Genomic DNA, 12270 nt, shown 5'->3' on the forward strand with positions numbered 1-12270 from the left:
ACTGCTATAAATAAGAACTAACATAGCTTTATGCTTTATGTTTTCTATGGCATCTAAAAGAGTAAAAACTTCTAATCTTGAAGGGAGGACAGGAAGAGTGTCCACTCTCTTCATCCTTGGAATCTTTCGTGAATCCCAATCCTTCTCTAACACATAGGTATAAAAGAAGCGAATAGAAGAAATATAGTTATTTATTGTACCAGGAGCGAGTCCACGTTCTTTTTTTAAATAAAGAATATATAATTGGACATCCTCTAGGGTCATGTCTTCAATCTGTTTATTGAGTTTTTCTAGATAACCTAAAAAAGCATTGATTCTTCTTGAGTAGGCTTCTCTAGTAGACTCGGGAGAGTCCTTTAGTTCAAAATACAAGTCTATAATATCTTTAAATTGATTCATTCTTTACCTCCGGTATTCGATTATTTTTTGATGTCTAATCAAAATTCGGTGGTAAAGGAGGTCCTCTTACTATGTAAAATTTATACAGGTGAAATCTTAGATGTGTCCATGTTATAATCTTCATTAGAAAAAGCATGCCTTTCTTTTTGTGACATATTGTTTTGGTTTGGCGATTAAAACAATACCACATAAAGAGCATACTTTTTCTTTTTTTTATGAAATTTTCGAGAGGAAGGTTTTGCCATCGCGGAGCGATTTCGTTCTTCTAGTGTTTACGGGAGGGGCACGACTGTACATGGAGAGAATTCTTTATGGAGTTTATTCAATTTAGAGAGCAAGCGTGAACGGGAGAACCGTCCCCACGTTCACATTTGACCAAGGTTGACTGTGGGGCGTTCACGCTTCCGCCCATTCATGTAGTAACATGCTCATTTCCCATAAGCTCCAGTATTCATCTCCAATTTTGCATTTGTCCCTTAATAATCCTTCCTTTACAAATCCAACTTTTTCATAACAAGCGATCGCGGCAGCATTGTGCTCAAAAACGCCGAGGCTTACCCTGTGTAAATGCAGTTCTTTAAATGCAATTTCTAAGATAGCCTTCATCATTTTTTCGCCGATCCCTTTACCACGCACACTCGGATCGCCAACTAATACTTTTCCAATTCGCGCTGATTTATTTCTTTGATCAATTTTCCCTAAGGAAATGTGACCTATCACCTTTCCTGTCTCCGCTTCTTCAACGCTATAAATCAACCTGCTGGGATCGTCTTTAGGCTCCCCTTCCCTTAAGTAACTTTCTAGCTGGTGGTCATCTAGGGGAAAACGAAATTGCGTCCCTCCCCATTGTAATAAAAACTCTGGTGAATCAATCCAGCTTATTAGTTGTGAAAAATCTTTTGGTGCAAAGTAACGTAGCTTAATTTTCATATAGGTGTGATCCCCCTTTCGACTTTTTTACTGTTGGTCTATCTTACTGATGTACTTTTTTAAAATGCTCTACTGTTGGAAATGGATCATAGAAATGATGAAGCCGTTTCTTCCATTCTTGGTACTCATCTGATTGTCTAAAGCCAATTTCGTGGTCCTCTATCGTTTCCCAATTGACCATCAATAAATATTTCCCTTTCACTTCCATACAGCGTTGTAATTCATGGGATATGTAACCCGGCATTGATGCGATAATCTTAGATGCAGCACGAAACGCTTCCTCATATTCCTCTTCCCTTCCAGCTTTTACGTGGAGCATCACAGCCTCTAGAACCATTAAATCGCCACCTTTTTTTCAGAAAACTCACATAAAACAAATTATATCATGGCTCAAACTAATTTTATTTATATTGAACAATCAATTTTTTCATAAAAGCTATCCTTAAGGTTTCTATTATGATAATATGAACATATACTCATATACGGTTATAGTAGGAAGGACGGATAAATACCATGGCAAATAATATTGATCTCGATAAAGAAACACTTTTTATTGTTTCTCAAACTTTCAAGGCACTCGGAGATCCTACTCGAATTCGAATATTGCATTTGTTATCAAAAAAAGAGTGTTCTGTCGGTGAAATTGTGGAACATTTGTCATTAGGACAATCGACGGTTTCTCACCAATTAAGGTTTTTAAAAAATTTGCGTCTTGTGAAGTCCAGAAGAGAAGGGACGTCCATCTACTATTCACCTGAAGACGACCATATCATGGACATTCTAGAAAAAACAATTGAACATTCTAACCACGACTAATTAAAATGGGTGGATATACTGCAATACAACTTGACCTTCTAGTTACGGACGCGGGCACGATTTTTTAAATAGTGTCGTGCGGTCTATATATGGTTATATGATCATATAAGAATTAATTCTAAGGAGTGAGGAAAGTGGGGCATCACCATCACCATCACCACCATCACACTGGACATGAGAATAAGAAAAACTTAAGTTTTGCCATGATCATTATTGGAAGTTGGATGATCATTCAGTTCATTGGCGGGATTTGGACGGGGAGTTTAGCCCTATTAGCCGATGCTTTTCATATGCTAAATGATTTTTCCAACTTGCTGATCAGTTTAATTGCTATTATCCTTGCTGCAAAAGCTGTCACTCAAAAGCGTACCTTCGGGAATAAACGCTATGAAGTGTTGGCTGCTTTATTCAACAGTGTTGCGTTAATTGTCATTGCTATCTTTATTTTTCGGGAAGCAATTGTCAGGTTAATGTCTCCTCAGGAAGTTCTCGCTGGGGGAATGATCGTCATTGCTTTCATTGGGCTTATCGCGAATATCGGGGCTATGTTTGCTTTAATGCGAGGAGATGTGAAGGAAAACCTTAATATGCGTGGTGCATATTTGCATGTCCTTAGCGATGCTTTGGGCTCCGTCGCTGCGATACTCGCTGGTGTCATCATCTATTTTACTGGGTGGTATATCGCTGACCCTATATTAAGTATCGTTATTGCAATAATGATCGCTTTTACTGGTTTTTCTTTACTCAAAGACACCGTGCATGTGCTACTGGAGGGGACTCCCAAGAACATTAATTTAGATGATGTTGAGAGCGCTTTGTTAAAAATTGAAGGGGTCGTAAATGTTCATGAATTGCATGTTTGGACAATTACTTCTGGTCTGAACAGCTTAACGGCCCACCTTGTCATTGGTCCAGCCTATTTGGAAAATCATCATGACATTTTATTACAGGCTACTGATTATATCAAAACTCAACTTCATATTGATCACAGTACCATTCAAATTGAAGCAGAAGACTTAAGTGAGAGCGAACATCAATGTGGGTAAACATGGGGCGTTGTGAACATGGGGACGGTTCCGGCGTTTACAATTGTCAGACAATTGTAAACGCCAGAACCGTCCCTCCGTTCACCTATGTTTTTGTCCGTACATGAAGTTTGATACTGCGCTTGATAACATTAATATTCCACATAGACTCACGTGTAAGAGAATGATAATGATCGTCCAGGTTGCTATCGTCGTAGGAACTGTGTTATTCATTAATATCATAAATGTCATGAATGAGTTTAGTAGTAGGATAACAATTACGACAATTCTTGCCCAGGTGTGACCTTCGTACATGAGCCAAAGAATGACAAATAATATTGTTGTGGTAATAAATGCCCCTACGCTAGGTTGGAGGAAGAAGGAAAGAATTTCAAGTAGTGCAATAACTGCGATAACAATGAGTGTAAGAATTTTACCTTTTTGTTCAAGCTTGTGCATAGGGAGCCCTCCTCAAGGTCAGAAATAATGCAGTTTTTTATGTTTTTGTTTTCTATTAGAGAATTATTCTATGTTGTGGAGTTGAAATCCTTTTTGTCTAAAACATGAGGGACTTTTGGAGAACGAAGGGCGGTTCATGCATTCACGCTTTTAGTAAATTAGAAGTATCTCCTCGAAGAAAATAACTGTTCATGTTTTTATGCTTGAAGTGACTGCTGAGCAAGATGACCCTACTCAAAACTTAAATAAGCCCTTGTTACAAGGGCTTATTCAACAAATCTATAGTTAAATAACCTAGGAGTTAGTTTCTCTTTAAACTCTCAACTTTTTCCAATGATAATCCAGTAATTTCAGCAATTTCATCTAATGACATATTTTTCTCTAACATCCGTCTGGCTACTTCAATGCTTTTCAACTCCATACCTTTTTTCTCGTAAGAAGTGATGATTTCCATAATTTTTTCACTCTCCTTTGGATTCATTGCATGCACCTCTTCTTTAAATTGACGTTCTTCTTCTTCATTCAACTTTAAGTATGAAACGAAGGGACGGTACTTGCGTTTACAATTGTTTGACAATTGTAAACAAAAGAACCGCCCCAATATTTATCAGCTAATTTCTCTTTAGACTTTCAACTTTTTCCAATGATAGTCCAGTAATCTCAGCAATTTCATCTACTAACATATTTTTCTCTAACATTCGTATGGCTACTTCAATGCTTTTTAATTCCATACCCTGCTCCATACCCTGCTCTCTGCCTTTTTTCTCATAAGAAGTGATGATTTCCATAATTTTTTCACTCTCCTTTGGATTCATTGCATGCACCTCTTCTTTAAATTGACGTTCTTCTTCTTCATTCAACTTTAAGTATGACTCAAAAAATCCCGTAATTAAGGATTCCTTTGCTTTGTCTAATTCTAACCGTATTAAAATACGAAAAAATTCCTTTTTCACTTCTATGCGCTCATCATCAGTATAACCCATTTTGCTAAGAAGTGCCGCTGCAACAGGGTTTTCTTCACGCAAATAAGTTCTCCAATTTTGTTTTTTCAGTTCAATTGTTTGATAGTTAAAGCTTAGAACTTTTGCAAATGAGAAATCAAGTTCTATGGAATTTGGTTCATCACGTGGGGCATCGAAACTAAAGATAGCAATAGGGAGTATTTTTCGGCGATATTTTTGAAAGATTCGACTAAAATAAATGAACATACGCTCGTTAAAGTTCTTCTGGGGCGATGACTGTGGCTCAACATGGATAATTACTAAACTTTCTTCACCTTTTAGTTTTGTTTCTACGAGTAAATCGACAACATGTTTTTCTCCTTCTGTCACATCAGTAAATATTTCCTGTGATAGAAAACGTAGTTCCTTAAAATCAATGTGTTCATAGGCATTTGGGAAAAATAACATCATAAATTCTTCAAAAAAAGTGGTGATCAATTCTTTGAACAGGCGATCATGGTCAACCCTTGCTCCAGACATGTCCACTCCTCCATTATGAAACTATTTTGAATTCATTCTCATTATATTCCCGAACGTATATTCTGGTCAAGTTGAAAACGAAGGGACGGTTCTTGCGTTTACAATTGTCAGACAATTGTAAACGCAAGAACCGTCCCCATGTTCACAGCAGCCCCATGTTCACAGCATGCGTTGCCATTTTCGGCTGCGCCACCTCAGGATCATGAAGATGGCTCTGAACCATTCGTCTGCTAGTCTTGCAATCCATACTCCAATGAGTCCATACCCTAAATGGATACCCAAGACATAGGAGAGTAGCACCCCGATGCCCCACATGGAGAAGATTCCTACGATGACTGGAAACCGGGCATCGCCAGCAGCCCTTAACGAGCTAATGACCACCAAATTTGTTGTCCGGCCAGGCTCTAAAAGCACTCCAATCAACAGCAATGTCCCTCCGATCGCTATGATTTCGGCGTCATCTGTAAATATGCCGAGGAAGAACTCGGGAAATATCGCCAGTACTGCTCCTGCGGCCACGGACACGGCCATAGCCACTTTCAAGCCGCGATACATTCGTTTATACGCATGTTCCAGCATTCCTGCACCTACGAGCTGGCCGATATAAATTTGGATCCCCTTCGCCATGGCAACGGAAAACACGGTCATGACCATCATATAGTTATTCGTGTAGATTCGGGTCGCCAACGCCGTCGTTCCAAGCAGGGTCACGAGAGCGGTAATCACGATTTGGCTCGCGTTATAGGACAGGTTCTCCCCCGCTCCTGGGATACCGATATTCAACATTTTTTTCACATAATCGGCTTTCAATTCAATATAGTGTTTGATCTTAATTCGTACCTCCGTGCGTCTATAAATCAGGACGAAGCCTGCGATCATGGCCAGTGCGCGGCTCGCTGCAGTTGCGATGGCCACCCCAGTTACGCCTAGTTCTGGAAAACCAAGTGCGCCAAATATGAACACGTAGTTTCCGAATATATTCAGGACGTTCATCCCAAGGGAAATATACATGACGTCTTTCGTAAAACCTTGTGCCTGTAGGGCTGAGAATGTCGTCAAGATCATTGCTTGTGTAAAAAGTGTGGATCCAACAATAATCATATAAATGTCGGCGTACTCCATCAGGGCCGGTTCCAGGTTGAATATTGCTAAAAGTGGCGCGCGGAAAATCACCACGATGGCGCTAACTATGATTCCAAAAATGAGATTGATAGTTGTGGCGTTCGCAATCGTGCGGCTCACGTCCCGCGGTTTATCTGCACCGAAAAACTGAGATACCACCACCCCGCACCCCATAGCTGTGAAGTTAAACAGGATGAACATAAACATCATCAGCTGGTTTACAACCCCGATCGCAGCGACAGCTTCGTCAGACACGAAACTGAGCATGAATGTATCTGAGAATTTCAGCGCCATATGTAAAAAGACTTCGATCAGGATTGGCCAGGTGATGGCGAATAATGAAAGGTTTCTGATGTTTTTGTTCATGTTGTTGGTGGTGGTCTGGTTGGTCGCGTTGGTTTCGGCTTCGTTGATGATTTTGTTGGTCTCGTTAGTCGCGTTGGTTTCAGTTTCGTTGGTCGCGTTGGCCTCGTTAGTCGCGTTGGCTTGGTTGGCGCTTTCCCTTTCACTTTGTTTTATATTTTTGTTCTTTGTTTGGTCGTTCTTTTCGTCAGGCATGTTATGATACAACCTCTTTCTAATGAGTTGTAAACTCTAGTGTTCGTTTTTTCTGGACTGTAATTTAGTATGTCGGGCAAGTTCCGAAATCTTCGTTGTGCGAAGTATCAGGTGCATATTTCCAGTAAATTCAACAGGTTTATGCTGATTAGAATTTGAATTATTTTAACCCTGATCGGGCTTTGATCAGGGAAGGTAATAAGCTTTTTTGGTTTTGATTTATTTGTGGATCGGTGGATTAAGTTTAATAGATTAATATTAACTGAATTAGGGTTTATCTGGTATGAGATTTGAGATTTTCACTTTTTCATACCTGATCAGGCGTCGATCTGGTATGAGATTTGAGTTTTTCTATTTTTCGTACATGATCGGGCGTCGATCTGGTACGAGATTTGAGATTTTCTCTTTTTCATACCTGATCGGGCGTCGATCTGGTATGAGATTTGAGTTTTTCTATTTTTCGTACATGATCGGGCGTCGATCTGGTACGAGATTTGAGATTTTCTCTTTTTCATACCTGATCGGCCGTCGATCTGGTATGAGATTTGAGATTTTCACTTTTTCATACCTGATCAGGCCTCGATCTGGTATGAGATTTGAAATTTTCTCTTTTTCATACCTGATCGGGCGTCGATCTGGTATGAGATTTGAGATTTTCTCTTTTTCATACCTGATCGGCCTTGTAAACGGGAGAACCGTCCCTGCGTTCACCCCTCCGTTCACACAATAAGCACTTTCCACCCTTGCCCACACCATTCCACTCAAGCTGTGGACTTTCCTTTTTTTGCAGCAGCAGCGCCACTTGATTTTTCATCATCGACAAGACGCATTCGCTGCCACTTCTTACTACGCCAACGGAATAGCATGAAGATAGCCCGGAACCATTCATCGGCTAAAATAGCAATCCAGACACCGATCAAGCCATAACCGAGATGAATCCCTAGAAAATATGCTAGAGTCACGCTAATCCCCCACATGGACAAGATTCCCATTACGACTGGAAACTTGGCGTCCCCCGCAGCACGCAACGAGCTGATGACAACGAGATTCGTAGTGCGCCCCGGTTCGAGCAGAGCACCGATGATCAGTAACACCGCTCCGACAGCGATGATATCAGGATCATTGGTGAAAATGCCGATAAAGAATTCACCGAACACTGCCATCACAATCCCCAACGCGAGAGCAACTCCCATAGCAATCTTAAGACCACGGAACATCCGCTTATAAGCTAAGTCCATGAGACCTGCCCCGACGAGCTGACCAATATAGATCTGCATTCCTTTCGACATCGCCATGGAAAACATTGTCATGAGCATAGCATAGTTGTGGGCGTAAACCCGAGTTGCAATCGCCGCCGTCCCGAGCGTGGCAATGAAAGCCGTGATCGTAAGCTGACTCGTATTATGTGACAGATGTTCACCCGCACCTGGAATACCAATTTTCATAATTTTTTTCACATATTCGCCCTTTAGCAAGAAATAATCTTTAAACGCGATCTTGAACTCCACTCGCCGATACATCAAAATGAATAGCGTGATCATAGCTAAGACCCGACACGCAGCCGTGGAAATCGCGACACCAGTGACCCCGAGTGCCGGGAATCCCAACGCACCAAAAATAAATACATAGTTACCAAAAACGTTAAGTATGTTCATCCCCATGACTGTGAACATGACATCCTTCGTGTAGCCCTGGGCTTGAAGGACAGACGACAACGTGAGCACCATGGCCTGCATGAACAGCGCCCCACCTACGATAATCATGTATATCTCCGCATAGCCCATGAGCTCAGGAGCCAAGTCGAAAATTCCTAACAACGGCTTCCGGAACCCGACCACGATGGCACTCATTACCAATCCGAATAATAGATTAATTAAAATAGCATTCGCGATCGTGCGACTTACATCCCGTTGTTTTCCCGCACCCACAAACTGAGAGACAACAACCCCACAACCCATCGCCGTGAAGTTGAATAAAACAAAAGTGAAAATCATGATTTGGTTTGCTATACCGATCGCGGCCACCGCTTCATCCGAAACGAAACTCAGCATGAAGACGTCCGAGAACTTCATGGCCATCTGCAGGAAGACCTCCACTAAAATCGGCCAAGTGATAGCGAACAACGATAAATTCCTTATTTTCTCAGTATTTGATTGCACTTGTATTTTCGTATTTTCACTGTTTTCATTATTAGTTGTATTTTCATCCGAAGTCATGTTTTGTTCATGCTCAGATGTCGTTTTTGTCTTCTTTCTCATGATAGACCTACCGCCCTTTTATAATATCAGTGGAATGAAAATGCATGATGCACCTCTCATTCAAGCCACCTCATATACCAAAACCCTCAATAAATAATACTACTACAAAGCAGTCAGCTTTAATACCATTATCAATTCAAGACGATATGTGAAGTATCCTTTATAAATACACACTCAGATCGGATATGTACATAGGAAAGCGGAATTGTTGCGTGCGTTAGGCGAGCTAGATACGTGCGCGGAAGAATTTATTACAACCCCCTTTTTTGGAAAAATCAAGTTCTTGTAACATAATTGAAAATGATCCTATGTATTCCCCGTTCAAGATTGTGGCGGAGCCCTTTTACATTGTTTTCTGTTAAAATAAATGAGAAGCACAGCTACGAGGCACATTCAAGGTAGACTTCTTCTTACGGAGCAAGGAGGAAAATCTATTGACCATCAATCTATTACTCAATCTAGTAGCATTTATATTAGCCCTTTGGGTACTTTTAAAAACGACGCGAATGTGGCTCAGCTTTCGCAAATACAAAGTTGGCGATGCCTTACCAGAAAAACATAGAGTAAAATTGCTCACAGATATAAAGTGGATCATTAGCTTGATTATCATTGGCGCCATCTTTTCTTTAGTCGCAGTCTTTGTTTAGTGGCTGTCTATAGAAGAAGTCTCTTTCTATAGTAGCAGTCTCTCTCTATAGTACCAGTCTCTGTTTAATGTCATTATTCTATATTGGCAGTCTATGTTTATCGGCAGTCTTTTTTAGTTTCTGTCTTTGTTTAGTGCATTTTTTTCTATAATGGCTGTCTTTCTATGAGTCTTAATGAATATCAGCAGCATGTTCTTTTGCGCTCATGTTCAAATCCTCTTGAATACCTTTTGAATATCAAAAGGAGTGCATCAAATTTAACTTTAATTTATATAACTAATTAGCTCTTCCAGGGTCAATTAAGCTGGGTGATGCTGATCGAGCGAGCGGGCTATCTCTCACGAATTTCACGATTATCTACTTTTTCGCGTGCGATTAACCTTCTATCGAACGCGAATTTCAAGTTAATCTGCTTTTTCGCGTGCGATTAACCTCTTATCGAACGCGAATTTCAAGAGAATCTACTTTTTCGCGTGCGATTAGACTCCTATCGAACGCGAATTTCACGATTATCTACTTTTTCGCGTGCGATTAACCTCCTATCGAACGCGAATTTCAGGATAATCTACTTTTTCACGTGCGATTCCCCCCTAACCCTCCACCTCTCGCGAACTATTCCCATGACAGCCCCAGCCGCTACTCACTAATGAATCCCCTCTTCCACCATCTCACCTTATTTTTTCCGAGCTAAAATAAAGTAACTCAAAGCGAACGTGATGATAGGCAATAAAATGACCCAAGCACTTATCCCTTGGATCGCCCACCAATCGTACGCTGCAGCCAGAAAAAGGGGAACTACTAATCCGGCCACTGCCTTCCTCGTCCACAAGGACAATCCTAGTCCTAGACCAATAACTGCTAGTGGAAAGATGACTAACTCCCACAAAAACGGATTGATCCCAATTACCAGTGCATGCATTTTGACACACTCCCCTATCGTCATGAAAAACTCTCTTTCTTATTATCTATAAAAATCTGATTTCCACGAACACAAATCCTCTATTCTATAAAGTTATTTTCAATAATAAGCTTGATCAACAGAGGTTCCCTGTGTATGTTTAAAATGATAGATTGGAATTGCACGTGAGTTTTATCAGGGAGGGGGTTGATGTTTTGCGAAAAGTTGAAGTAGTTGATTATAACCCTGAATGGGAAGCCTTGTTTCAATCGGAGGCTACTAGATTGATAGAAATCTTCGGGGAACAGCTCGTTGCGATTCACCATATTGGCAGTACGTCTGTGCCTGGGTTAGCAGCAAAGCCCATCATAGACATCATGCCTGTTGTTAAAAACATTGATCACGTGGACGAACGAAATGAGAAAATGGTTGCCATTGGGTACGAGCCAAAGGGGGAGAATGGCATAGCAGGGCGAAGGTATTTTCAGAAAGGTGGAGATAACCGGACTCACCATGTCCATATTTTCTATGAAGGAAGCGAAGATATCGTGCGGCACCTGGCTTTTAGGGATTATGTAAGGACTTCCCCCGAAATAAAACAAGAGTACGGCGATCTAAAGAAACATCTTGCTGCTAAATACACCAATGACATTGCAGCATACATTGCTGGAAAGAATCAGCTTGTGAAACAGATTGAAGCACAAGCACTACGTTGGTATGGATCTGATAGGTAGGGACTGGTCCGAAAATAATATGTACGGAACTGGCCCCGAAAATGCATAATAACACTATTTTTCAAAGGGAGGTACAAAATGAGGTTAAAAGACACGTTAAAGGATATTGCTCAACAGCATCGTAACGGAATGGCCACTCCACCTACTGATGAACTGATAGATTCGATGCTTCGTCACATTGGAAGTACTGACCCTGAACTCCGCGATGAGCTCATTTACTCTATTTTCGCAAAATGGATTTCTGACAATGGTTTGACTCATCAGCAACTTGAATACATACTTGATACATGTTTAGATGAAAACCATTTGTTTTATGAGATTGGCGAAAAAAATGGTGACTCCGTTTTTACTAGGTCATTCTCCTCTCTTGTGATTGCATGTATCATGGCAAAAGATGTAGAGGATAAGCTCTTATCTGAGGAAAAAACGGACGGTGTTTTTGACAGCGTTATTCATTATCTCCATACTGAAGTGGATACACGTGGTTTTGTCAATGAAAAGGGGTGGGCGCACAGCATTGCTCACGGAGCTGATATGCTAGTTTCGTGTATAAATCACCATAGCTTCTCCTTTAAAAATGCTAATTTGACACTTGAAGCAGTCGCTCGTTGCCTATTAATAGGCAATCCGTTAATAGATGATGAAGATGAAAGATTAGTCGTTGTCATCAAGGCGCTTCTGAATAAAGGGGTAAACAGCGAGGTTATCACTTCATGGATTCAGAATACCAATCTAAAATTAGAAGAAGTTCTCTCGTCAGAAGGGTATTCAATCAAGTTTTTCCGGACAAAAACGACAGTAATGAACTTCTATAAGACCCTATACTTTCATTTAAAAATAGGTGGCTGCAACCAGAGTATAGGTGTGGAGATAGAGAATTGTATTAAATATTGGTATCATAAATTCAACCAACATTTCTGAAAAAGCTCAAAAAGGAGGCATT

Annotated in this window: 15 protein-coding genes; 5 read left to right on the plus strand and 10 right to left on the minus strand. The window is 40.6% G+C overall.

Annotated features, from left to right (window positions below; translation table 11 throughout):
- From BW724_RS20630 to BW724_RS20640, 3 genes are all read right to left on the minus strand, one after another.
- Window positions 1–399, minus strand: a 399-nt coding sequence (locus BW724_RS20630; protein ID WP_176371571.1) for a tyrosine-type recombinase/integrase, incomplete at its 3' end; no start/stop codon positions are given.
- A gap of 396 nt (window positions 400–795) precedes the next feature.
- A complete protein-coding gene (locus BW724_RS20635) occupies window positions 796–1329 on the minus strand; it encodes a GNAT family N-acetyltransferase (protein WP_088076994.1) in 534 nt (177 codons plus the stop codon).
- Window positions 1330–1372: 43 nt separating this feature from the next.
- Window positions 1373–1666: an antibiotic biosynthesis monooxygenase family protein gene (locus BW724_RS20640; protein WP_088076995.1), complete on the minus strand. Its 294-nt coding sequence runs from the start codon at window positions 1664–1666 to the stop codon at window positions 1373–1375.
- A gap of 176 nt (window positions 1667–1842) precedes the next feature.
- Between BW724_RS20640 and BW724_RS20645 the strand changes: the two genes are divergently transcribed.
- Together BW724_RS20645 and BW724_RS20650 are read left to right on the plus strand one after the other, a co-directional pair.
- On the plus strand, window positions 1843–2145 hold the full coding sequence (locus tag BW724_RS20645) for an ArsR/SmtB family transcription factor (RefSeq protein WP_088076996.1): 303 nt from the start codon (window positions 1843–1845) through the stop codon (window positions 2143–2145).
- Between the two features lie 134 nt (window positions 2146–2279).
- Window positions 2280–3191 carry a cation diffusion facilitator family transporter gene (locus BW724_RS20650; protein WP_088076997.1) on the plus strand — a complete coding sequence of 304 codons (912 nt, stop codon included), beginning with the start codon at window positions 2280–2282 and terminating at the stop codon, window positions 3189–3191.
- A gap of 81 nt (window positions 3192–3272) precedes the next feature.
- Here the strand turns inward: BW724_RS20650 and BW724_RS20655 are convergent, their stop codons facing one another.
- The 6 genes from BW724_RS20655 to BW724_RS20680 all read right to left on the minus strand — a co-directional run bounded on the left by BW724_RS20655 (window position 3273) and on the right by BW724_RS20680 (window position 9048).
- A complete protein-coding gene (locus BW724_RS20655; RefSeq protein ID WP_088076998.1) occupies window positions 3273–3629 on the minus strand; it encodes a hypothetical protein in 357 nt (118 codons plus the stop codon).
- Between the two features lie 301 nt (window positions 3630–3930).
- Window positions 3931–4110, minus strand: coding sequence for a hypothetical protein (locus BW724_RS20660; protein WP_088076999.1), 180 nt, complete (start codon window positions 4108–4110; stop codon window positions 3931–3933).
- A 130-nt stretch (window positions 4111–4240) separates the two neighbouring features.
- Entirely contained in the window at window positions 4241–5110 is an 870-nt protein-coding gene (locus BW724_RS20665; protein WP_088077000.1) for an Rpn family recombination-promoting nuclease/putative transposase, read from the minus strand.
- Window positions 5111–5269: 159 nt separating this feature from the next.
- A complete protein-coding gene (locus tag BW724_RS20670) occupies window positions 5270–6790 on the minus strand; it encodes an MATE family efflux transporter (RefSeq protein ID WP_235849033.1) in 1521 nt (506 codons plus the stop codon).
- A gap of 453 nt (window positions 6791–7243) precedes the next feature.
- The gene (locus BW724_RS20675) at window positions 7244–7555 is read right to left on the minus strand and encodes a hypothetical protein (RefSeq protein ID WP_088077001.1); all 312 of its coding nucleotides are present in this window, start codon (window positions 7553–7555) and stop codon (window positions 7244–7246) included.
- Window positions 7552–9048 (minus strand): MATE family efflux transporter, encoded by a 1497-nt coding sequence (locus BW724_RS20680; RefSeq protein ID WP_235849034.1) that lies wholly within the window; start codon window positions 9046–9048, stop codon window positions 7552–7554. The genes BW724_RS20675 and BW724_RS20680 overlap by 4 nt, the downstream gene beginning before the upstream one ends.
- A gap of 434 nt (window positions 9049–9482) precedes the next feature.
- Between BW724_RS20680 and BW724_RS20685 the strand changes: the two genes are divergently transcribed.
- Complete coding sequence (locus tag BW724_RS20685) at window positions 9483–9695, plus strand: hypothetical protein (RefSeq protein ID WP_088077002.1); 213 nt, start codon at window positions 9483–9485, stop codon at window positions 9693–9695.
- Window positions 9696–10368: 673 nt separating this feature from the next.
- Here BW724_RS20685 and BW724_RS20690 read toward each other — a convergent pair.
- Window positions 10369–10614, minus strand: a complete 246-nt coding sequence (locus BW724_RS20690; RefSeq protein WP_088077003.1) for a hypothetical protein — start codon at window positions 10612–10614, stop codon at window positions 10369–10371.
- Between the two features lie 194 nt (window positions 10615–10808).
- Between BW724_RS20690 and BW724_RS20695 the strand changes: the two genes are divergently transcribed.
- Window positions 10809–11327 (plus strand): GrpB family protein, encoded by a 519-nt coding sequence (locus BW724_RS20695; RefSeq protein ID WP_088077004.1) that lies wholly within the window; start codon window positions 10809–10811, stop codon window positions 11325–11327.
- A gap of 78 nt (window positions 11328–11405) precedes the next feature.
- The gene (locus BW724_RS20700; protein WP_088077005.1) at window positions 11406–12248 is read left to right on the plus strand and encodes a DUF2785 domain-containing protein; all 843 of its coding nucleotides are present in this window, start codon (window positions 11406–11408) and stop codon (window positions 12246–12248) included.
- The last annotated feature ends 22 nt before the right edge of the window (window positions 12249–12270 follow it).

It is taken from the genome of Litchfieldia alkalitelluris (genome assembly GCF_002153425.1).
Classification (GTDB): domain Bacteria; phylum Bacillota; class Bacilli; order Bacillales; family Salisediminibacteriaceae; genus Evansella; species Evansella alkalicola.

Bases quoted from the DNA above. Each gene is read 5' to 3' on its own strand.
- BW724_RS20645 (WP_088076996.1), top strand. From the start codon at position 1,843: ATGGCAAATAATATTGATCTCGATAAAGAAACACTTTTTATTGTTTCT.
- BW724_RS20640 (WP_088076995.1), bottom strand. From the start codon at position 1,666: ATGGTTCTAGAGGCTGTGATGCTCCACGTAAAAGCTGGAAGGGAAGAG.
- BW724_RS20660 (WP_088076999.1), bottom strand. From the start codon at position 4,110: ATGAATCCAAAGGAGAGTGAAAAAATTATGGAAATCATCACTTCTTAC.
- BW724_RS20690 (WP_088077003.1), bottom strand. From the start codon at position 10,614: ATGCATGCACTGGTAATTGGGATCAATCCGTTTTTGTGGGAGTTAGTC.
- BW724_RS20680 (WP_235849034.1), bottom strand. From the start codon at position 9,048: ATGAGAAAGAAGACAAAAACGACATCTGAGCATGAACAAAACATGACT.
- BW724_RS20635 (WP_088076994.1), bottom strand. From the start codon at position 1,329: ATGAAAATTAAGCTACGTTACTTTGCACCAAAAGATTTTTCACAACTA.
- BW724_RS20700 (WP_088077005.1), top strand. From the start codon at position 11,406: ATGAGGTTAAAAGACACGTTAAAGGATATTGCTCAACAGCATCGTAAC.
- BW724_RS20670 (WP_235849033.1), bottom strand. From the start codon at position 6,790: ATGCCTGACGAAAAGAACGACCAAACAAAGAACAAAAATATAAAACAA.
- BW724_RS20665 (WP_088077000.1), bottom strand. From the start codon at position 5,110: ATGTCTGGAGCAAGGGTTGACCATGATCGCCTGTTCAAAGAATTGATC.
- BW724_RS20655 (WP_088076998.1), bottom strand. From the start codon at position 3,629: ATGCACAAGCTTGAACAAAAAGGTAAAATTCTTACACTCATTGTTATC.